This window comes from Leucobacter sp. CX169 (assembly GCF_017161405.1).
Lineage (GTDB): Bacteria > Actinomycetota > Actinomycetes > Actinomycetales > Microbacteriaceae > Cx-87.
In genome coordinates this window covers 247,347-269,849 of the sequence record NZ_CP071051.1, presented here as the reverse complement: position 1 = coordinate 269,849, position 22,503 = coordinate 247,347, and the positions used below count along the sequence as shown (strand labels likewise).

Below are 22,503 nucleotides of genomic sequence, written 5' to 3'. Positions count from 1 at the left end.
CGCGCCCGCTCATTCAATGAAACGCGCTGGCTACACCCTCTGAGGCAGGCGCTGCTCTGCGGTCCTGCGCCGACTCAGCAAGAGCACCGCCGCGCCACACGCGATCGCCAACAGCGCGAGCAAGCCGGCAACCCAGGGCAGGATCGCGCCGGTGAGCGCGAGCACGCCGAGCAGGACGATCGCGTCGTCGGTGTCTCGGCCGGCATCGTCTGGGTTCCCGAAGGTGAAGTAGTCCACCACCGCGACGTTGACGATTTTCGTGGCCTTGCTCTCGGGCGACACGGTCACGTGCATCGTGATCGTCGGCGCGGCCGACGCCCCGAGTCCCGCGTCCGCTGGCTGCAGCGGCCCGAACAGGGTGCAGGTCAGCATGCCGCCGTACCCCTGCTCGCTCGCGCCTTCGACGGAGCAGCTCTCCCAATTCGGGAACACCGAGCTGTCGCCCTTGCCCGGCCAGTTCACCTCGGTCACCTTGAGGTCAGCCGGCACCTGATCGGTGACGACCACACCGTCCGCGGCGGTATCGGTGCTGAGGTTGTGCGTGGCGAGCGTGTACGTGAACGCCTCGCCCGCCTCGACCCGGTTCGTGCTGGCCGCCTTCTCGATCTCCACGTCCGCGTGCCGCGGCGAGGCGCAGTCGGCCGTGAGCTCGGGGAACGCGACATCAAAGCTCAGCGTCGGGTTCACGCTGAACGTCACCGTCGAGGCTCCTCGCCACGCGAAGTCGAGCTCGCTCGGATCCACAATCATGCCGTTCTTCACGAACATGGCCTGCTCAGGCTGCGTCATGATCTTCGCGGTGCCCGGCAGGTGGTAGCCGCCGCTTGGAGCATAGTCAGCAGCCTGCAACGGCCGCCATCCGGGGTAGTCCGTTGCGACGCCTGACGCCGAGAACGCGGTGCCCGGCCATGCTGCGTCTGCGCGCCAAGACGCAGATCCGCCCGGCTGGGAGATCGATACCTGACCCGGGGCCGTCGCGGTAGTCGCGCCGTTCGGTGCCCACAGCAGGTCGATCGGCGTATCCCGCAACAGCTTTGACTTCGAGACGACCCAGCCCAGACGCGGAGCATCGGCAACACACGTGGCGTAGACAAATGCTTGGACGTCCTTGACGGGGACGTCGGCCTCGTCGCAATTGTTGTCGGGGTTGCCGTCCGCTTCCATCGCCACACACGCGATGTTCGTGAAGGTATCCACCACCGTTGGCGCCTCCGGGGCGCTCCCCGGCGTCACCTCGGCGACTCCGACCGGTTCAGGCACAAACACGACGGTCACGGTGACCGCCACCGATTGACCCACCGCGAGTGAGTCGACGGTCAGGTCGACATTGTTCGGGGCGTTGGTGTACCCCGGAGCGCCGCCCCAGGTCACGCCGGTGCCCACCGTCAGGCCCGTGATCTGCAGGCGGTCGTGGATATCGTCGTCCGTCACGCGGACTTCGGTTGCCGCCGTGGTGCCGTGGTTCGTCACCGTCAGCACGTAGTCGAACGACTCACCCGGTTCGGCCGCGCCGTCGGCGCCGAGGCCGCTCGCGGTCTTCTCGATCCCCACGTCGGGAAGCTGTACGGGAGCGCAGGCGTCGTCGGTGTCGGAGTAATCCCCCGAGGTGACGGTCGCATTGTTCCCGACGATGATGCCCGGGGCCCCGTCACACACGCCGATCGCGTCCGGTTCCGCCGCGGTCACCCGAACCTTGGCAGACACGGCGTAGGAATGCAGGGCATCCGCCGGAGTCAGCTCGCCGCCCGAAACGATGGTCCACGTTCCGCGACCATCCCACTCTGCGGCCGTCGGTGCCGGGGTGTCGGCGACCGCAGCCGCCGCCCACCTGCCGGTCAGTTCGACACCCGCGGGAAGCTCAGGGGCATCGGTGAGGTCATACGCCACCGGGCTCGGCAGCGGCACCAGGGTGGTGGCCGGGTAGGTCACATCCACCTGGTACGCCAACGTCCAAGTGCCGTCCTTGTGGTCGACGACCGAACTCAGCGTCTTCTCCACCTCAGGGAAGTGCGGTTCAGCGCAGGCAGCAACCGACGTAGTCCGGCCTCCCGAGCTCAACAGAGCCGTATTCAGGAACCCTCCGGGGTCGCCGTCAGGCAGGCACGCGGTGGTGCCGTCCTCAAGCGCCTCGTCGGTCACCGATGCGACCACCCGCACGGTGTACGTGTGGGTTTGACCGGCGCCGATGTTCTTCCCACTCGCCAGGGACTGCGACGCGCTCACGTCCGCGAACGTGCCCGTCCCTGCCCCCGTCCAGGAGGCGCTTCGCGCGGTGATTCCCTCCCCGAATGCGAGTCGATCCGACAGGTCGTACTTTGCCGAGCGCCCCTCGGGGTTTGCGTCACCCTGCGGTGCCAGCGTGACCACGAGGTCGTAGAGCACGCTCCATTCACCGGTCGCCGGGTCTTGGGCCACGCTGCGCGCGGTCTTCGTGACCCCTGGGTACACACGCTGCTCGGTCGGCAGGCAGTCCGCGTCGGTGCGGTCGATCAGGCCGACCGTCAAGGTGGCACTGTTGAAGAAGCCGGTACCCTCGCCCGCGCACACGCCCGTTTCCTGTACAAACTCGTCGGTGATCTCGACCACCCAGACGACCCGATACACGTGCACTTCAGCCGCCCCCAGCGGATGGTCGACGACGAAGGGCTCGCCCTCGACAACCGGCAATACCGGGACGGGTGCGGAGGCCCCAGCGTCAGTGCGCTGGGCCGTCGCCGACAGGCGCGTGATGCCCGAAGCAAAGTACGGCTGGTCCATCACCGAATAGAAGGTCGCGTCGCCACCCGAGGTCACGGTCACGTCATACGAGACGGCCCAGCGCGACGCGTCGAGCGGGTCTTGCATTGCTGAGACCCCACGCTTTTCGATGACCGGCAGCCGCGGCGGCGCACACGCTTCCGCTGAATCAGACTCGCCATTTGCGGTCACCTGGGCCACGTTGAGGAAGCCGCTCGCGCCCATCCCCTCGCCGCCCAGACAGACCAGCGTGTCGCCTTCCCAGCCCTCGGCGGAGATAGTGGCGTGTGCCGTCACCTGGTAGGTCTCGACTCCGGCCTCGCCGGTGAGTGGCGCAAGCGTGCGCCCGGTAGCGAGTTGCGCCCGCCACGTCGGGCCGCTGAACACGCCCGAAGTCGGGCCGCTCCACGCAGCATCCGTCACCACGATGTCGCCCCCAAAGGTCAGCTCGTCCGTGAGGTCGTACACGGCCGGCAGGGTGCTCGACTGATTGGTCACGACAACGTCGTAGATGATCCGCCAGGTGCCGTCGACAAGCTGCTCCGTCGACGCGACCGTCTTGTCGACGTCAACGCCGGGGCGCACGATATCCGTGCAGGCTTCGTCGGTGTTCCCACCGACCCCGTTCGTCACCGTCGCGCTGTTCCAGACGCCTCCGCCGCCCGGGGTCGCACAGTCGAGCACATCGGCATCGACTGACGGCGCCACCGAGACCGTGCGCGACACGGTGTAGACGTGCGTGTCGCCCACGGCGAGCATTCCGGTTGCCACCTGGGTGTCGCTTCCGCCGTTCCAGGCGAGGTTCCGGGTCGCCGACCCCTCCGCGGAGATCGTCGGGTCGCCGACCGTCCACTCGCCGCCACTCAGGCCGGCGGGCAGCGCATCGGGCGTGTCCGTCAGGGAATACCACAGAGAGATCGGAGCCGGGTTCGTCACCGTCAACTGATAATTCAGCGTCCATTCCCCGAGCGCATTGCTCACTGCGGCGAGCGCGACCTTGTCGACGACTGGGCTCGCGGGGGTGCCGCAGCCATCGTCGCTGTCAGTGCCACCCGGATAGGTGACGGTCGCAGTGTTGAAGAAGGCCGTGTCCGGGCCCGCGCAGACCAGTCCGCTCGGGGGGACCGGGTCGGTCTCCGCCGTCGCAGTCACGCGGTAGACGTACTGGTGAATGCCGTTGGCGCCGATCTGCACGTCCGTCAGGTTCGGCTCATCGACCCATCCTTCCGACTGAATCTCGTAGACCTCGGCGAACCGGGGGGTGTCCGTCAGCGAGTACACCGTGGGCAGCGCATGCGCATTCGTGACCGTCACGGTGTAGTCGAGCTGCCAGGCGCCACCGTCGAGCTGGGTAACGTCCGCGTCAGATTTCTCCAAGGACACGGGAACCGTAACCGGCTCCGTGCAGGCCTCCGCGTTGTCGTCGAAGACCCCGTTCGTCACCGTCGAGCGGTTCCAGATACCGGTTCCGTCCTCAGCAGTCGCCGAGCAGCGCAGGGCTTCAGGGTCGACCACCGCAGACAGCAGAACCGCCGCAGTGACCGTATAGGTGTGCGTCGCACCGCTCGGGATCATGCCCCGCGCGATCTCGGTCTGGCCGGCGCCATCCCACCCGGGGGTAAGCGTCGCCGACCCGCCGCCTGCCGGCGAGATCGCGGGCCCGGCCACCGACCAGGGAGTGGTGAGCGTCACGCCCGCGGGCAGCTCGGCCGGCGCGTCGGTCGCCGTGTAGGCAAGCAGGAGCCCGCTGGTGTTGGTGACACGCACGGTGTAGCGGAGGTTCCAAGCACCGTTCGTGCCGACGCTCGGCGCAGCGGCGCTCTTGGTGATCTTCGGGCCGCGCGGTTCACCGCAGGCATCGTCCGAGTCGGTTCCTCCAGGGAAGGTGACGGTCGCGACGTTGTAGAACGCCCCGCCGTCTCCCGGCGTGCACGTGAGTTCCGGATCTGCCACCGTCGCGTCGAAGGCGGCGATCACGCGATAGACGTAGCTGTGCTGACCGCTGACCGCAATGACGGTGTCGGCCGCAGGAGCGGCTCCGAACCACCCGTGGCTCACGGGAGTGAACCCCAGGCCGAGGTCGGGAAGGTCCGTCAAGGTGTAGACAGTGGCGTACGTCGAAGAGGTGTTCTTCACAACGACGTTGTAGTCGATCTGCCAGGTGCCGTCGGCGAGCTGCTGCACGGCACCGTCAGACTTGTCCACAGTGACCGGGGGCGTCTCTCCGCCGGAACAGCCGGTGTCGTCGCGCGTGATGTCGCCGGACTGGACGATGGCGCGGTTGATGAGCCCCCCATCGGTGACCTCGCACTTCTCAAGCGGCGTCGCCCCCGCCGTGGGCAGGATCACGCCGGCCACCGTGTAGGTGTAGGTGGTCCCGGCGGGGATCCTGCCTTCCCAGACCACACCGGCACCTGCCGGGTAGGCGGAGTTCAGGGATGCAGGAGATCCTGCGGCGGCCGCGACGTTCCAGGCGCCGCCGACGAGTGTCCAGCCCGCCGGCGCGGCGGGGAACTGGTCGCTCAAGGTGGCCTGCAGTTCGACGCTGCTGGGGTTTCGTACCTCAATCGTGTAGCTGGTGTTCCACGAGGCGTCCGGGTTCTGCGTGGACACGTGACCGCGCTTGTTCACCTCGGGAAACTCCGGGGGTTCGCAGGCGTGCGCCTCTCCGACGATCTCGCTCTCGCCCGCCTTGTACAACTGCACGGTGTTCAGGAAGCCGCCCGCCTCTGGGTCGGCCGACCCGACGTCGCAGACCGCGTGGGATCCTTCCAACGCCTCCATGCGCACCGCGGCGTTGACCGCGATCTCGTAGACGTGGCTTCCGGTTGCGGCGAGCAACTCGACGTTGCTGGCCAGCCTCGTGTTCGGGGGCAACCCGCTCCACGTGGGCACGAGCGTCACGCCGCCTGGCGCTGAAACCACAGTCGCCGAACTCACGTCAATGCCGGTGCCGAACTTGAGCTCATCGACGAGGTTGTAGCGGTAGGTCGAGGTGCTCGAGAGGTTGACGACCGTCACACGGTAGGTGATCGTCCAGGTGCCGTCAGCGTTCTGCACGTTGCTGACGACGCTCTTCGAGATAGTGCCCTCGCCTGCGATGGCGGTGTTCACGATGCGACAGGTAAGATCTTGGCCTGCGGCGGGCGTGACCTTGTTCCCGCCGGTCACCGCAACGCTCGTCTGGGTGCCTGTTTCCACGCACACCCAGGCGGGAGCGGCGGTGTAGCCCGAGGGGCCCGCCTCACTCAAGGTGTACGTCACACCGGCAATGACCCGGCCGCTGATGGCCGCCACGTCGGGGGTCGTGATCGTACCGACACCGTTGATGGCTCGAGTGGCGCCGTCGGCGGCGGTCAGCGTCCACAGGTCTGCAGTCGACACGCCTCCGGCGGAGTTGTCGACCTCTTTTTCGAGCGTGAGCGTCTGCGCGCGTGCCGCGTTGGTCACGTCGCAGTGCACGTCAGCGTTCGGCATCACAAAGGTGGTCTCCGTGCCTGCGGCGCCACACGACCAGGTGGTGGTGTAGCTGCCCGCGCCAGCGAGCGTTTCGGCGACGGTCACTGCCGACCCGACCGCGATGTTCGCCTTGGTCACGGTGTTCGCGGCGTCCGTCCACGAGCCGTTCGTGTGCCCCGCCGTCACGGTCGAGGTCTTGCCGGTGCCGCCGTTGATCGTGAGTTCCGCGGTGTCGCCACGCACCCCGTCGATCCAGGTCTTGGTGAGCGTGACCTGCCGGGTCGCGTTGGTATTCGTGAACGTGCAAGTGATGTCAGCCGCGATCGTCGTGAACTGGCCATTTACCGGGACGACACCGTTGTCACAGGCCAGGGCTGCCGAGTAGGCACCCTTGAGCGGATTGCCGGCCAGTGTCTCAGCGACGGTGACCGGTACACCGGCCGGGTAGGACTGCGAGACCACGACGCCGTCGACCGGGGCGGTTGACGTGCCTCCGGCGCTGCCGGTGAGCGAGACGATGGCCTGATCCCCAGGAATGCTGTTGACCCAGTCCTTGACCACGGTCACGGAGTAGAGCTGGGGAGCCTTGTTCACGAAGGTGCAGTGAATGCTCGCGCCGGCGATGGCGTCAAAGGTCGCAGAGGTGCCCGACCAGGTAATGTCCGCGGGTTCCCCGCGGACGAGACACACCGATTGGGTCGTATCGAGGACATATCCCGGGAGGCCCGGTTCTTCCGTGATCGTCACCTGGGGGGTGGTTCCGGCGCGTCCCTCGAAGGTCGCACTCGTCATGCCGGTCGTTCCCTCAATCGAGCTCGTGGCGGGGAAGGCTCCGATGATTGTCTCGGGGGTCGTGCTGCTTGCCGTGAAGTTCCAGCCATCCGCCTCGGGGGCGTTCTCGATGATGGTTCCCGAGGCGTCCGCGATCTTTTTCTGCACCGTGATCGTTTCGGGGCACATGCCCTCCGCGAGGTTGCGCAGGATATCGCCGAAGTTCTCGTTGGATCCGAGGAAGTAGTCTGAGTTCCGCTGCGGCCCCGCCACCGCCGCGAGGTTGACGTCGCTGCCCTGCAGGCCGATGCCGATGCCGATCAGGCGCTGCCCGGTCGACTTGATCTTGTTCGCCGAGAAGATGGCCTGCTCGACGTATGCGAATCGGCTGTACTGTCCGGCTCCAGCGCCTCCGCCATCGACGGTTGGGTTGCCGTCCGTGAGGACAATGACCGAGTCGTAGCCCGTGCCGACCTGGTTGAGCCCGGCGTCCCAGTTCGTCGCGCCGCCGACCGTGAGGGCGTTCGCATAGGCGCCGACAGCGGCAATGTCGTCGGCGACGAGCATGGACAAGTCGAGCTTCCGAGTGCCGGGGACATCGCTGAAGGAGTAGAGGGAGATCGTCGACGGCGTGCCGCGGAGCACCTCGGCGAAACTCTTGACCGCTGCCTTGAGATTCCTGATCCGGTCACCAGACATCGATCCGGACGTGTCGAGCACGAGCGCGATGTTCTGCCCGCACACCTGTCGCGGCGCGGGGTTATTCATCGACAGGGCCAGCTTGCCCGAGAAGCGATTGTCCGCGGTCCACTGACCGTCTCGGGTGTCGTCGTAGTAGTTGGTGTCGACGTTGCCGAAGCTCGCACCGGAGACGTGCAGGGTCTTCCCGTTACCGGCGATAGCCGTGAGGAACTGGTACGGCTTGGCATCGACGCTATTCATCCCACCGAAGCCGAGCGTTCGCGTGGCGTAGTAGTCGGACGTGACGGGATAGGCGTTCTGCCCGGGCGGGACGGTATCGGGGATCTTCGCCCAGACGAGCCATCGCTTGCCCGCGGGAACGTCGATCGTGCAGGTGCCCGCGACCAGCGCACACTCGTAGGACGGCGAGGTCGGCTGCTTGTACTCGCGCGCCATGTACACCGCGCCGTCAGTCGGAGGCAGCACCACCGCCCGGTTGCTGGAGTCGCGCTCGCCACCGACGTGCACGACGAGATGGGCGACCGGGCCCGTGATCGCGAGCGGCGCGAACCCGGGATCCGAGAGCTCAGCGGGTGTTTCCGGAGCATTCTCGGCAATCGGTGCTTCCCCCGCCTCCGGGGTGCTCGGCTCCCCCGGCTCGACAGCAGGGTCTGCCGGATCTTCCGGCTCGGTCGCCGGGTCCGTTCCCGTGTCGGGCGTCGTACCGACCTCGCCCTCAGGCTCGGACACGGTTCCCGTCGGGGGCGGAGAATCCACCGCGAGGGCGGTTTGGGCGGGGAGGACAACGGCGCCCGAGAGCAGCACCACCAGGCCGCCGGCAATCCAGCGGCGACGCACCGTCAGCAGGCGTTCCTGTGCGCGGCGTTCCCGGAGCGAACGACGCGCGCCGACCTGTCGTGCTGATTTTTGGCGCGTGAAGGTACGCATTTCCATCCCCCTGCTGCAGTGGCTTGTCCTCTTGTTGGAGCCATGACGAGTCATGACCGCCGCAGAACATCTCGCGGCTTGCGCACTATCGGAGGCCCCCACTTCCAGCAACGCGCTCACTGCACTCGGTGCAGTCACTAGGGAAGTAAATCACAAAAGCGCGTAACTGCACGACGTGCATCGATGATTTTGGGTCACGAAATGATCACGATCGCGAGCAAGGGCTTGCATCAGGAGCTTGCGCGAAGAACTTTTCCCTGCAGCCCCGTTGGGTGTGCCGACAAGAAAACCCAGCGAGTCGTTACATCGCCTTTTCGTGGCTGTCGGGGTAGCGCAGGCCCAGCGTCGCCTCGACGCGCGCGCGCTCGGCGGCGACGTCGAAGTCTGGCTCCGGCCATTCCGGGCCGATGGCCTCAAGCGCCTCGATGAGCAACCGCTGCACCGCCACCCTGGCGTACCACTTGTTGTCGCCGGGCACGACGTGCCACGGCGCGCCATCGGTGCTCGTGCGCGCGAACACCGTCTCGAATGCGGACATATAGGCGGGCCAGAGCACCCGCTCAGTCACGTCGCCTCGCTCATACTTCCACCGCTTCTCAGGAGTGTCGAGCCGCTCAAGCAGCCGCTTCGCCTGCGCCTCGGGGCTGACGTGGAGCATGACTTTCACAACTCGGGTTCCCTGGACGGCCAGGCGCCGTTCGAAGTCGACGATCGCGCCGTAGCGGCGCTCGATCTCCTGCGCCGGCGCCATCTCGCGCACGCGCTGGATGAGGACGTCCTCGTAGTGCGAGCGGTCGAAGACCCCGATCACGCCTGGGCCTGGCACGCGAGGCTCGATGCGCCAGAGAAAGTCGTGCGCGCGCTCCTCAGGGGTGGGCTTCTTGAAGGCGGCGATCTGCACGCCGTACGGCTCGATCCGGCCGATCACGTGGTTCACGATGCCGCCCTTGCCCGCGGCGTCCATCGCCTGCAGCACGAGCAGCACGCGATCGGGCGAGCCGAGCTGGCTCGCGGCGTACATCCGTTCCTGTAGCGCATTGAGCTCGTCGCCAGCTCGCGATAGTTCCTGGACCGCCTCGGCCTTCTTGGCCGTCGTCCCTGGTGTTCCCGCTGAGTCGACCTCGGCGAGGCGGGTCTCGGCGTCGACGCGCAGGAGGGGGCCGAGCGGGGCGTTCCAGAAATCGGTGCTCACGGGCGTCTCCCTTGACGGCGAATCGTGGTTGTGCGCCGCACGCAGTGCGAGGCGGATTGCCCCCATGCTAATCGGGGCGCACGCCGCCCGGTCTAGCGCGTCAGCGGAATTTCGACAATGCACGGGCCAGCGACCGGCACCGTGAACGCTCGTTCGAGCTCGGATCGCGACTCGACGCGCGCGTACTCCCAGCCGTAGGCGGCGGCGAGCTGCTCGATGTTCACATGCTGTGGGGTGAACATCACGCGATCGAACGCCGCACGGTCGGCACTCTGCCCGGCCTCAAGCCCCGAGAAAATTCCGCCGCCGCCGTCGTTGCCGACGAAGATCTGGATGCGCGGCCGCGGCTCGCCCTCGGTCAGCATGAGCGAGCCCGCGTCGTGCAGCAGAGCGAGGTCACCGATGAGCACGCGGGTGACACCAGCAGCCTGGCTGGGCAGTTCGCTGGACTGGCTGGCGATGGCGATGCCGAGCCCGGTCGCGATCGTGCCGTCGATCCCGGCGAGGCCGCGATTTGCGTGCACCCGGACCTTCCGCGGCGCGGCGATCCCGTCGAGCACGCGCACGAGCCGCGACGCGGCAAGCACCAGGCGGTCGTGCGGCCACGTCCCCCGCCAGATCGTCTCGGCCAGCAGCTCGCGCGTGACGGGCTCGCGCATCGCGGCCACCTCGGCGCGCGCGTAGGCGTTGCGTTCCTTGTACCCGGTCGCACGCGCCGCCTCGAGGTCGGGCGCGTGCACGGTCGACTGCTCGGCCTGAAGCTCGCGATCTCGCAAGACCCACGCCCCGAGCCAGCGGCGCATCGCGCTCGGATCGTGCGCTTCACCCACGCGTGCGGCACGCACGATGCGCGCGGAGCGGCCGGGGTTGTACCGTTCGATGCCCTCCCCCGCAGGATCCACCACGATCGTCTCGACGTCGTCGCGGACGAGCAGAGCGGGGAGCTGTCGGCTCAGCGTCGGGTGGCCAAAGACGATGGCGCGCTCAACCAGCCCGCCCAGGTTTTCGTCGCCCGCGAGCCGCGCGGCGTTCGCGATGGCCTCGCGCCCGAAGCGCGCGCCGCTGACCACCTCGGCGAGCAGGGGGAGCCCGGCAGCATGGGCGAAGGCCTCGGCCTCGTCGCCGGCCCCAGCGCCCGCAACGACGACGGCGAGCGAGTCCCCGTCGTGCGTGTAGATATCGCCCTCGTCGGTGGGCGCCGCGGCACGCACCCCGGCAGCGGGACCGTGCCCGGCCGCGTCAAGCGCGGCCTGGACCAGCCCGTGGCCGCCGGACAGGGGTTCGCGGAACGCGAGGTTCAGGTGGACGGGGCCGGGCGCTGGCCCGGTCCGGCCCGTGGCGGCCAGGAACGCCTCCGCGGCGAGTGCCGCGCCCGCCGAGGCGGGGTCGGTCGAGGCAGCGTCGGCCGAGCCGGCGTCCTCGGGCGGAGCGACGTCACGCTCGAGCCGGGTATACGCGGAGATCAGCCCGGCCTGCACCGTGGTTTGATTGCTGCGGATGCCGCGCATGTCCGCCGGCCGATCGGCCGTGAGCAGCAGCATCGGGACGCGCGAGTGGTGCGCCTCGGCGGCCGCGGGAATGAGGTTGGCGACGGCGGTGCCGCTCGTCACGACGACCGCTGCGGGAACTCCCGATTCCTTTGCGAGCCCGAGAGCCAAAAACGCGGCGCTGCGCTCGTCAATGCGCACGTGCAGGCGAATGGCGCCGAGCGCCTCAGCCTCGGCGGCCGCAAACGCGAGCGCCTGCGAGCGAGATCCGGGGCACACCACGACGTCGCGAAGGCCCCGTTGGATCAGCTCCGCAAGCAGTCCCGCGGCGAACAGTGACGCGGGAGCTGCGGACGAGCCAACACTCACGAGTGGTTCGGGTCGCGGTTCGGATCAATCGGCCCGGCATCGGGGCCAGTGGGACGCGGGCCGTCCCCCGGGGCCGCATCTCCGGGAGCGACCTCGCCGGGGTACACCTCGTCATCGAGTGCTTTGAGCTGCGCTTCGAGGTCCTTCAGGCGGGCGTCAACCTCGCGCTGCGACCCGGAACGGCCCGTGAACCGCGGGTCGTCGTCGGGCGCGGACGAGCTGGGTGCATCGCCGCGGGCCTTGCCGATCAGGAACCAGAGCACGCCGCCGATCACGGGCAGCACCACGATGAGCACCACCCAGATTGGCTTGGAGACACCGCGGGCCCGGGAGCCGTCGCTCATCGCCGCGTCCACGAGCGCGTAGAGCGTAAAAGCGACGCCCACCACAATGCCGATAATTCCGAACCTCACCATGGCCCCATGCTACCCGGGAAGGCTCAGCGTCCCCTCGGTAGAATGGTGCTCGTGAACTCCCGCTCCGCTTGGCTGACCTACTCCCTGCTCCGCATCGCCTTTTTCGCGGTGCCCTTTGGCGTCCTGTACGCAATCGGCTGGGCTTGGTGGCTCGCGCTGCTCGTCGCCACGCTGATCGCGGTTGCGCTCTCGGTGTTGGTGCTGCACAAGCAGCGTTCGGCGGCTTCCGAGAGCATCTACGCGTGGCGCAATCGGGACCGCACGGCGGACGACATTGCCGAGGACGCCGCCATCGACGGCGTGGATCCTGCCCGCCCCGAGGCCTCGCAGCAGTAGCTACCCGACCCGCGGGCCCCTTGCGTACTTAACCGTCCAGCCGGTACAGTAAAACAATTGCCGGGAATCCGGCGACCTCACTGACCCGGAAACTCATCATGTCTGCCTCGGCACCCACGCAGTCCGCCCCCCTCACCCAGCCCCTCCTCGTTCCCGGCCCCGCCTGGCGACGATGGATGGCGCTGGCCGTGCTCATGCTGCCGGTACTGCTGATCGCGATCGACAACACGGTGCTCGGCTTCGCCCTGCCCCAGATCTCGCTTGACTTCGGGGCAGACGGCACGATGCTCTTGTGGATCGTCGACGCCTACCCGCTCGTGCTCGCTGGCCTGCTCGTCACGATGGGCAGCCTGAGCGACCGCTTCGGGCGCCGTCGCCTCCTCCTGCTGGGCGGCATTGGCTTCACCGCGGTCTCGGTTTCGGTGATCTTCGTTGAGTCTGCCGCCGGTCTGATCGCCGTGCGTGCGCTGCTCGGCGTCTTCGGCGCGATGCTCATGCCCGCCGTGCTCTCGCTCATCCGCAACCTATTCACCGACCGGAATGAGCGCCGCACCGCCCTCGCGATCTTCGCCGGCGGCTTCTCATCGGGCGCCGCGCTCGGCCCCGTGCTCGGCGGCGTACTGCTCGAGTCGTTCCACTGGCACTCGGTGTTCCTGCTCGCGATCCCGGTGCTCGTGCCGATGCTGATCCTGATGCCGATCTTCGTGCCCGAGTCTCGCGACCCGAACCCCGGTCCGATCTCGTTCCCCGACATGTTCCTGTCGATCGCGGCGCTCGGCCCGGCCGTGCTCGCGATCAAGACGATCGGCAGCCACGGCTTCACGCCGACCGTGTTCATCTCGGCCGCCATCAGCATCATCGCCGGCCTCTGGTTCGCACGCCGGCAGCTGACGCGCGAGCACCCGCTGCTCGATTTGCGCCTCTTCACGAACGCCCCGTTCGCGGGGTCGGTCGCCGCGAACCTGCTCGCCGTGTTCTCGCTCACGGGCTTCCTGTACTTCGCCTCGCAGTACCTGCAGCTCGCGCTCGGCATCCGCCCACTCATCGCCGGCCTCGTCCTGCTTCCCGGCACCGTCGTGATGGTCCTCGCGGGGCTCGCGGCGGTCCGCATAGTTCGCCGGATCCCCGTGAACCGCGTCATGGCGAGCGGCCTCGTGCTCTCGAGCCTCGGCTACCTGATCTTGACGCTCGTCGGCGATCGCGCGAGCGCGCTCAGCATCGCCGTCGCCTTCTTCGTCATGGCCATCGGCATCGGCGCAGCCGAGACCCTGTCGAACGACGCCATCATCTCGGCGGTGCCCGCGGCCCGCGCGGGGTCGGCCTCGGCCATCTCCGAGACCGCCTACGAGGTGGGCGCGGTGCTCGGCACTGCCGTGCTCGGCAGCATCATCACCGCCTCATACCGCGGCGCAATCGAGCTACCCGCCGGGCTCAGCGCCGAACAGCAGGCGCTCGCGGGCGAGACGCTCGGCGGCGCGGTGAACGTGGCGACCAACCTGCCGGCGGGCCTCGCCGACGAGCTCATGGTGGCCGCCAACCACGCCTTCGCGAGCGGCGTGACGCTCACGTCAACCATCGGCGCGATCGTCGTCGCGCTGTCCGCCGTGCTCACGCTGATCGCGCTGCGGACACCGGCGCAGGTCGCTCGCGGCCAGCGCGATCGACGCATGCGCGCCAGAAGCACGGCAGAATAGAGGGATTGCGCGGTACCCGGTCTCGCGCACGACGGAGGGACGACGCGTGAGCACTCGGCAGGATGGCGGGCACACCCACCAGCGCAAGGACCCGCGGCGATCCGGCAACCCGGCACGTCGCGCGGCCGCCGACCACCGCGTGGAGCTCGGGGAGTCCGCCCGCATCACCTGGCGCGACTGGGTCGGGGCGGCGCGGCTTCGCACGCTCCCCCTCGCGCTCGCGCCGATCGCGGCCGCGGCCGGCATCGCACTGTCCATGCGTTCGTTCTCACTCCCCCTCACCCTGCTGGCCCTCGCCGTCGCGGTCCTGCTGCAGATTGGCGTGAACTACTCGAACGACTACTCCGACGGGATCCGCGGAACCGACGAGCACCGGGTCGGGCCGGCCCGGCTCACCGCGTCCGGCCTCGTGCCGCCTCGCCGAGTCCTCGTCACCGCGCTGGTGTTCTTCGGGCTCGCGGCCGTCGCGGGACTCGCCGCGGTGCTGATCAGCGAGCGCTGGTGGTTCCTCGCGATCGGCGCGGTGGCGATCATCGCCGCCTGGTTCTACACGGGCGGCAAGCGCCCCTACGGCTACCTCGGCCTCGGTGAGCTCTTCGTCTTCATCTTCTTCGGCCTCGTCGCGACCGTCGGCACCGTCTGGTTGCAGAGCGACATCGTGCCGCAGGAGGCCTGGTTCGCGGGCATCGGCATCGGCCTGTTCGCCGTGGCGACGCTGATTTCGAACAACGTCCGGGACATCCCGACCGATCGCCTCGCGGGCAAGCGCACGCTCGCGGTGCTCATCGGCGACCGCGCCTCGCGCGTGCTCTACTGCGTCTGCATGATCGTGCCGTTCGGGTTCTTCGCGGTGTTCGGGCTGTTCTACCCGGGCCTCGTGCTCGGGTGGCTGGTGCTCGCGCTCGCGTTGCCCGCCTGCGTGATCATGGTGATGGCGAAGACGCCCCGTGAACTGATCCTGGTCCTCAAGCTCACGAGCTTCACGGGCCTCGCGTACGGCATCGCGCTCGGCGCCGGCGTCGGGTTCTAGTCCGCGCACAGAATATGCACCCCGCCGACAGGGTGTTCGAGTGAAATACCCTGCCGGCGGGGTGCATTCTCGGCGATGACGGCGGTACCGGCGAGAGCGGAAGCGGCGGCGGAAGCGGTGTGAGCGGCGTGAGCCGCGGAGGTCTAGCCCCGGGCCACGTGCTCGCGGATCGCCGCGCGATCGGGCTTGCCACCCGCAAGCTGCGGGAGATCGTCGAGCACGACCTCGCGCTCCGGCGCCGCCGCGACGCCGAGCGCCCGGCGCACCGCCTCGCGCACCTCGGGAAACGGCGCGGGCTCTTCGAACCCCTCAACCGATGCCCCCTCGGCGCGCACGAGCACCGGCCGCTCGCCCCACTCCGGGTCGGCGACCCCCACGGCCACGGCGCCGGCCCAGCCCGGCTGCTCGCCCGCGACGCGCTCAACCTCGTCGAGCGAGACGTTCATGCCGCCCGAGATGATCACCCGATCGAGCCGCCCGGTCACCGTGAGCATGCCGCCGAGCAGCTCGCCCGCGTCGCCCGTGCGGTACCACCGCACTCCCCCGTCATAGACAAACGCCTCGGCGGTGCGCGCCTGGTCGCCGAGGTACGCGAGGGCGAGCGTCGGCCCCGCCAGCTGCACCTCGCCGCCGCGGACGCGGACGAGCGTGTCGCCGATCTCGACGCCGTCGTAGACACATCCGCCGGCCGTCTCGGTCATGCCGTAGCTGCGGCGGAGCGCAATGCCGTAGCGGTGCGCGCGACTGCGCAGCGCGAGCGGCGTGGCCTGGCCACCAACGAGGACAGCATCAAAGCGGCAGAGGGTCGACATGAGCGCCTCGCGCTCGGCCTCGCTCGGTGCAGATTCGGCGAAGTCGAGCAACCGACTCAGTTGCACGGGCACGAGCGACACGTAACGGCGCTCGTGCGTCAGCTGAGTGGCCACGGCGAAAAAGGCTGCGGGATCAAAGCCGCCGTCGAGGTACACGGGATCGGCGCCCGCGACGATGCCGCGCACCAGCATTTGCACCCCGGAGATGAGGTGAGTGGGCAGCGAGACGAGCCACTGCCCCACCCCGCCGAGCCGCTCGTGCGTGGCCTCGGCACTCGCGAGCAAGGCGGCGGCCGAGAGCGCCACCGACTTCGGCACGCCGCTCGATCCCGAGGTCCGGATAACCAGCGCTGTTCCGGGCGGAACCGCGCCGTCGGGCCCGCAGGCGGCGGCGAGCGCAGCGGCGGGATCCTGCCCGGCCGCGACCGGGAGAACGGGGGTGCCGCCCGCGAGTGCCTCCCGCAACGCACACAGGAGGCCCGGACGGTCATCAACAGAAACTGCCCGCAGGGGCATTTGCTCGTTCACCCCTCCAGGCTAGCCGCGAAGCGCGGGGTGCTGGCAGGAACCGCTCTGGCGGCGGGTCGGGTCGCCCCCGCCGCGCGCTAGTAGTGGTACGGGAACGGCGACCAGTCGGGGTCGCGCTTCTCGAGGAACGAGTCGCGCCCCTCGACGGCCTCGTCGGTGCCGTACGCGAGCCGCGTCGCCTCCCCCGCGAACAGCTGCTGCCCGACAAGCCCGTCGTCCACCGCGTTGAACGCGTACTTCAGCATGCGGATCGCGGTGGGCGACTTCCCGAGGATCTCGCGGGCCCACTCGATGCCGGTGGCCTCGAGCTCGGCGTGCGGCACGACCGCGTTCACCGCGCCCATCTCGTACGCGCGCTGCGCAGAGTACTCGCGGGCGAGGAAGAAGATCTCGCGGGCGTTCTTCTGCCCAATCTGCTTCGCGAAGTAGGCGCTGCCGTACCCCGCGTCGAACGAGCCGACATCGGCATCGGTCTGTTTGAACCGGGCCTCCTCACGCGAAGCGATTGACAGGTCGCACACCACGTTCAGCGAGTGCCCGCCGCCGGCCGCCCAGCCAGGCACCAGCGCGATGACGACCTTCGGCATGAACCGGATGAGGCGCTGCACCTCAAGGATGTGTAGGCGGCCGGAGCGCGCGGGGTCGACGCCCTCCGCCGAGTCCGAGTCCGAGTACTGGTACCCGTCGCGGCCCCGGATGCGCTGGTCGCCGCCCGAGCAGAACGCCCATCCGCCGTCCTTCTGGCTCGGGCCGTTCCCGGTGAGCAGCACCACTCCGACCTTCGAGTTCACACGCGCCCGCTCGAGCGCGTCGTACAGCTCGTCGACCGTGTGCGGCCGGAAGGCGTTGCGCACCTCGGGCCGGTTGAAGGCGATCCGCGCGATCCGGCCGTCGAGGCTGAGGTGCGCCGTGATGTCCGTGTAGCCCGCAGATCCCGGAGCGGGCTGCCAGACGGACGGGTCGAAGAGTTCGGATACCTGCGTCATGCCCCTAAGCCTACGGGGAGCGCCACGCAGCGACACATGCCCCCAAGCGCATGCTTCGCCCGTATGCTGGGGCCGATCGCAATTGTGTCTGGGCAGCACACCTTCTTCTCGCGCTCGGCGTCGACCGCGAGATCCAATGACGGAAAGAGGACTGCCCATGCTGAACGAGACCGCGGCGAGCAAGCCGGCACGCGAGAGCGCCCAGCAGGCGGGTGTGCGCCCCGGCGGCGGGCAGGATCCTGTCGAGCCGACCGCATTGACGCCGGAATCGTACGCCGCCCGGTCCCCTCGTTCCGCGGCCGCCGCCGAGCGCGGCGCTGACGTGCTCGAGCGCGATCCCGGCATGCCGTCCAGCACCTGGCGCCTGCGCAGCGACGCCTGGGAGTACCTCCGCTATGCGGTGAAGCTGCTCGCACTCGGCGACGCGGACGCCCGTGACAACGCCGGCCAGAGCGAGATCCGCCGGTCGCTGCGCGCCCTCCAAACCATCGAGATGTACTGGGCCGGGTTCGGTCAGCGCTACGTGGCCGCCATCGGCGAGCTCATCGAAGCCGAGGAGTACCTCACTGCGCTCGACCGCATCGGTGCCGTCATGCAGCGCATGCGCGGGGCGGGCTCGCTCGACTCGATCGACCGCGACGAGCTCACCACCGAGCTGCCCGACGACCCCGAGACTCCCGAAGACCTCGGCGGCGGCCGGCACCGCTTCGAGGTGCTCGTGGTCGACGAGATGAGCGCCACCGACCGCGACGCTCTCAAGGCCGAGATGATGCGCATGCGCGCGCCCGGCGACCAGTTCATCTACGAGCTCGTGATCGTGCCGAGCGCGGAGGACGCGCTCGCCGCCGCGCTCACGAACCCGAACATCCAGGCCTGCGTGATCCGCCCCGGCTTCTCGACCCGCAGCCGCCAACCCCTCAGCCGCGACCTGCGCGAGACCCTGGCGCTCGCCGCCGCGGAGAACACGAGCCTGGACGCGCGCTCGACCACTGCCCTCTCGTCGGTGCAGCGCGTGATGCGCCTGGCCGACACGCTCGCAGGGATCCGCCCCGAGCTCGACCTGTACCTCGTCGCCGGCGCGCACATCGAGGACCTCGCGGGTGCCCTCACGCGCCGATTCCGCCGAGTGTTCCGCCGCGAGGACCGCCTCGAGCTGCACCTCTCGCTGCTGCGCCGCATCTCGCACCTCTACGACACCCCCTTCTTCACCGCGATCCAGGAACACGCGCGCCGCCCGGCCGGCGTCTTCCATGCCCTGCCGATCTCGCGCGGCGGCTCGGTCGCCGGCTCCAAGTGGATCCGCGACATGGTCGACTTCTACGGCCTCAATCTGCTGCTCGCCGAGACGAGCGCCACCTCGGGCGGCCTCGACTCGCTGCTCGCCCCGGTCCACACCCTCAAGAAGGCGCAGGAACTCGCGGCCCGCGCGTTCGGCTCGAAGCAGACCTTCTTCGTGACCAACGGCACCTCGACCGCGAACAAGATCGTGCATCAGGCGCTCGTCGCCCCCGACGACGTCGTCATCGTCGACCGCAACTGTCACAAGTCGCACCATCACGCGCTGATGCTCTCGGGCGCCCGCGTCGCCTACCTCGACGCGTACCCGCTCAACGACTACGCGTTCTACGGCGCCGTGCCCATCAACCGAATCAAGCAGCTGCTGCTCGACTACCGCGCGGCCGGACGCCTCGACGAGGTGCGCATGGTGACGCTCACCAATTGCACCTTCGACGGCATCGTCTACGACCCCGAGCGCGTGATGGCGGAGTGCCTCGCGATCAAGCCCGACCTCGTCTTCTTGTGGGACGAGGCCTGGTTCGCGTTCGCGGCCTTCCACCCCGTCACCCGCCACCGCACCGCGATGGCGGCGGCGAAACGGCTCGAGCAGCGTCTCAAGAGCGCCGAGCACGCCGCCGAGTACGCCGAGCAGCGCGCGCGTCTCTTCGACGCGAAGACGGGGAAGCCCGCGGCCGACGAGGCCTGGCTCGCCGAGCGCCTGCTGCCGAGCCCGAACGCCCGGGTACGCGTCTACGCCACGCAGTCAACGCACAAGACGCTGACGGCGCTGCGCCAGGGGTCGATGATCCACGTGCGCGACCAGGACTGGCGCCTCGACAGCGAGGAGTCCTTCCACGAGGCTTACATGACGCACACGTCGACCTCGCCGAACTACCAGATCCTCGCCTCGCTCGACCTCGGCCGGCGCCAGGTCGAGCTCGAGGGCTTTGAACTGGTGCAGCGCCAGCTTGACCTCGCGACGAGCCTCGCGAGCGCCGTCGCCCGCCACCCCCTGCTGCGCCGCACGTTCCGCGTGCTCAGTGCGCACGAGCTGATCCCTGCCGAGTACCGCGAGACGAACCGTCCGATGCCGCTGCGCGACGGCCTCGCGACCATGTGGGCGGCCTGGACTCGCGACGAGTTCGTGGTCGACCCCAGCCGCATCACGATCGAGATCAGCCGCACCGGGGTCGACGGTGACACGTTTAAGCACGAGCACCTGATGGACCGTTACGGCATTCAGGTGAACAAGACGAGCCGCAACACGGTGCTCTTCATGACGAACATCGGCACGTCGCGCAGCGCGGTCGCCTACCTGATCGAGGTGCTCGTCAAGCTCGCCGAACGCTTCGAGGAGGACCGCGACTCGCTCGGGCTCGCCCCGCTCGGCTCTCACCGTGCGAGCCAGGAGGCGCTCGGCGGAGGCTTCTCCGCGGAGCCCGCGGACGTCATGCCCCCGCTGCCCGACTTCAGCGCGTTCGCCGAGCGGTTCCGCGCCCCCGGTCACGCGGGCACGGGCGACCTGCCGGACGGCGACATTCGCTCGGCGTTCTACGCGGGTCAGCGCCGCACGGGCGTCGAGTACGTTTCGCCCGCCGAGCTGCGCCGCCGGGTCGAGGCGGGCGAGCGCCCGGTCTCGGCAGGCTTCGTCACGCCCTACCCCCCGGGCTTCCCCGTCCTCGTCCCGGGCCAGGTCGTGAGCCGCGAGGTGCTCGACTTCATGGCGGTCCTCGACACCCGCGAGATTCACGGTTTCGACGCCGCCGCCGGGTATCGGGTGCTGCGCGAGGGGTAGCCTTTCGGGCATGACCTCCCGCGCAGGATCCGCCCTATTGCCGTCCATCGACGAGCTTCTGGCGGCGACCCGCGTCGTCGCGATCCCGACCCGCACCCGCTTTCGCGGAGTGAGCGTGCGCGAGGCCGCGATCATCGAGGGCCCCCTCGGGTGGACCGAGTTCTCACCGTTCCCCGAGTACGACGACGCGGAGGCCGCCGCCTGGTTGGCCGCGGCGCTCGAGTACGGGTGGTCTGAACCGCCCGCTGCGCATCTCGCGCGCATCGAGGTCAATGCCACCGTGCCAGCGGTGCCGGCGGCGGACGTCGCCGGGATCCTGTCCCGCTTCCCCGGCTGCCGGACGGCGAAGGTCAAGGTCGCAGAGCCCGGCCAGAACCTTGCCGAGGACGTCGCCCGCGTGCGCGCGGTGCGTGAGGCGATGGGCGACGACGCACGCGTGCGCATCGACGCAAACGGCGGCTGGGGCATCGACGAGGCGATGACGGCGCTCGCAGCGCTCGCCCCGTTCGGCCTCGACTACGCCGAACAGCCGGTCGCGGACATCGCGGGCCTCGCTGAGGTGCGTTCCCGGCTCGCGGCGGGGCCGGATCAAGGCATGGTGCGCATCGCCGCCGACGAGAGCGTGCGCCGCGCGGCCGACCCGCTCGCCGTCGCGCGGGCCGGCGCCGCCGACCTGCTCGTGGTGAAGGCGCAACCGCTCGGCGGCATTCGCCGCGCCCTCGAGATCATCGCGGACGCCGGGCTGCCCGTGGTGGTCTCCAGCGCGCTCGACACCTCGATCGGCATCAGCATGGGGGCCCGCCTCGCTGCGGCGCTCCCCGCGGGCGTGCTCGACGGCGCGTGCGGGCTCGGCACGGTCGCGCTGTTGGCCGGCGACGTCGTGGCGCGCCCGCTCGTGCCCGAGGACGGCTCGATCCCGGTCGGCCGGGTGAGCGCCGAGCCGCGGCTGCTGACCCGTTATGCGGCGAGCGCCGAGCGCGAGCGGTGGTGGCGAGACCGGATCGAGCGGTGCTGGACGGTGCTCGCCGAGCGCGGCGAGGCGGCAGGGGGACCCGGCGCGGATCACGCCCGCGCCGAGGTCGCAGGTCGCTAGCCGAGTCCCAGCTCGTCCACGACCGCCGCCACCCGTACGCGCTCTTCGCGCGAGAGCCCCTGGATCGGCAGCGGCAGGCAGCGGCTCGGGGCGAGCCCGAGGTGCTCGGCGATGGCCGCGACCACGCGCAGGCTTCCTCCCAGTTCGCCGAACAGGTTCCAGAGCGGCGCGAGCCGGGCATCCTCGGCCGCCGCGTCCGTGTGCCGCCCCTCAGCAACAGCCCGCGTGAGCGCCAGCGCCGTATCGGGCAGCGTACCCCCGATCACGGAGTACCAGGCATCGCATCCGGCCGCGAGGCCCCTGACCGCTGAGGCGTCGCCCGAGACACCGATCGTGACGTGCGCGGGGACGACCGCCCTGATCTTCGCCACGTGCTCGCGCGCCGCGGCCGGGTCCGTCGGTACCCCAGGGATCTTGATCGAGGCGATCCCGGGGAGCTCGGCGATGCGCGCGTACAGCTCCGGCGTGAAGGTGAAGTGCGTCGTGCCCGGGTTGTCGTAGACCACCACGGGCAGCGCGGTGCGCTCCGTCACCGTGCGAAACAGCGCGAACACGTCTTCCGCCGTGAGCGGCTGGTACGTCATCGGCGCGAGCAGCACGGCCGCGGCGCCGGCCGCCTCAGCCTGCGCCAGGTTCTCGAGGACGTGCGCTGTGCGCAGTGCCCCGATGCCCACGATCACCGGTGTCGCACCGGCGTGCTCGACGGCGAGGCGGGCGACCCGGGCGCGCTCTGCCGTCGTCAGGTACGCGTACGACCCGGTCGAGCCGAGCGCCGTGATCGAGTCAACGCCTGCTGCCGCGAGGCGCCCGACGAGGCCCGCGAACCCCGCTTCGTCCACGACATCGTCGCGAAGCGGGGTGAGCGGGAAGGCACTGAGGCCGGTGAACAGGC

12 protein-coding genes are annotated in these 22,503 nt (G+C 69.4%); 5 read left to right on the top strand and 7 right to left on the bottom strand.

Features of this window, described 5'->3' with window-relative positions; genetic code table 11:
- Positions 1-30 precede the first annotated feature (30 nt).
- The 4 genes from JW030_RS01145 to JW030_RS01130 all read right to left on the bottom strand — a co-directional run bounded on the left by JW030_RS01145 (position 31) and on the right by JW030_RS01130 (position 12,059).
- Positions 31-8,595 (bottom strand): DUF11 domain-containing protein, encoded by an 8,565-nt coding sequence (locus tag JW030_RS01145; protein WP_188046439.1) that lies wholly within the window; start codon positions 8,593-8,595, stop codon positions 31-33.
- A gap of 301 nt (positions 8,596-8,896) precedes the next feature.
- Positions 8,897-9,787 carry a PPK2 family polyphosphate kinase gene (locus JW030_RS01140; RefSeq protein ID WP_241095495.1) on the bottom strand — a complete coding sequence of 297 codons (891 nt, stop codon included), beginning with the start codon at positions 9,785-9,787 and terminating at the stop codon, positions 8,897-8,899.
- Positions 9,788-9,879: 92 nt separating this feature from the next.
- Positions 9,880-11,643: a 2-succinyl-5-enolpyruvyl-6-hydroxy-3-cyclohexene-1-carboxylic-acid synthase gene (gene menD / locus JW030_RS01135; protein WP_241095494.1), complete on the bottom strand. Its 1,764-nt coding sequence runs from the start codon at positions 11,641-11,643 to the stop codon at positions 9,880-9,882.
- Complete coding sequence (locus JW030_RS01130) at positions 11,640-12,059, bottom strand: PLDc N-terminal domain-containing protein (protein WP_188046441.1); 420 nt, start codon at positions 12,057-12,059, stop codon at positions 11,640-11,642. The genes menD and JW030_RS01130 overlap by 4 nt, the downstream gene beginning before the upstream one ends.
- A gap of 51 nt (positions 12,060-12,110) precedes the next feature.
- Between JW030_RS01130 and JW030_RS01125 the strand changes: the two genes are divergently transcribed.
- The 3 genes from JW030_RS01125 to JW030_RS01115 all read left to right on the top strand — a co-directional run bounded on the left by JW030_RS01125 (position 12,111) and on the right by JW030_RS01115 (position 15,119).
- Entirely contained in the window at positions 12,111-12,395 is a 285-nt protein-coding gene (locus JW030_RS01125; protein WP_188046442.1) for a DUF4229 domain-containing protein, read from the top strand.
- A gap of 98 nt (positions 12,396-12,493) precedes the next feature.
- Positions 12,494-14,089 carry an MFS transporter gene (locus JW030_RS01120; protein WP_188046443.1) on the top strand — a complete coding sequence of 532 codons (1,596 nt, stop codon included), beginning with the start codon at positions 12,494-12,496 and terminating at the stop codon, positions 14,087-14,089.
- A gap of 46 nt (positions 14,090-14,135) precedes the next feature.
- Positions 14,136-15,119 carry a 1,4-dihydroxy-2-naphthoate polyprenyltransferase gene (locus JW030_RS01115; protein ID WP_188046444.1) on the top strand — a complete coding sequence of 328 codons (984 nt, stop codon included), beginning with the start codon at positions 14,136-14,138 and terminating at the stop codon, positions 15,117-15,119.
- Positions 15,120-15,262: 143 nt separating this feature from the next.
- Here JW030_RS01115 and JW030_RS01110 read toward each other — a convergent pair whose 3' ends face one another.
- Both JW030_RS01110 and JW030_RS01105 read right to left on the bottom strand, forming a co-directional pair.
- Positions 15,263-16,459 carry an AMP-binding protein gene (locus JW030_RS01110; protein WP_241095493.1) on the bottom strand — a complete coding sequence of 399 codons (1,197 nt, stop codon included), beginning with the start codon at positions 16,457-16,459 and terminating at the stop codon, positions 15,263-15,265.
- A gap of 77 nt (positions 16,460-16,536) precedes the next feature.
- Positions 16,537-17,445, bottom strand: coding sequence for a 1,4-dihydroxy-2-naphthoyl-CoA synthase (locus JW030_RS01105; RefSeq protein WP_188046445.1), 909 nt, complete (start codon positions 17,443-17,445; stop codon positions 16,537-16,539).
- A 157-nt stretch (positions 17,446-17,602) separates the two neighbouring features.
- Between JW030_RS01105 and JW030_RS01100 the strand changes: the two genes are divergently transcribed.
- Positions 17,603-20,518 carry an aminotransferase class I/II-fold pyridoxal phosphate-dependent enzyme gene (locus JW030_RS01100; protein WP_188046446.1) on the top strand — a complete coding sequence of 972 codons (2,916 nt, stop codon included), beginning with the start codon at positions 17,603-17,605 and terminating at the stop codon, positions 20,516-20,518.
- A 10-nt stretch (positions 20,519-20,528) separates the two neighbouring features.
- Positions 20,529-21,611 carry an o-succinylbenzoate synthase gene (locus tag JW030_RS01095; protein ID WP_188046447.1) on the top strand — a complete coding sequence of 361 codons (1,083 nt, stop codon included), beginning with the start codon at positions 20,529-20,531 and terminating at the stop codon, positions 21,609-21,611.
- Here JW030_RS01095 and JW030_RS01090 read toward each other — a convergent pair.
- Positions 21,608-22,501 carry a dihydrodipicolinate synthase family protein gene (locus JW030_RS01090; RefSeq protein WP_188046489.1) on the bottom strand — a complete coding sequence of 298 codons (894 nt, stop codon included), beginning with the start codon at positions 22,499-22,501 and terminating at the stop codon, positions 21,608-21,610. The genes JW030_RS01095 and JW030_RS01090 overlap by 4 nt on opposite strands.
- Positions 22,502-22,503 lie beyond the last annotated feature (2 nt).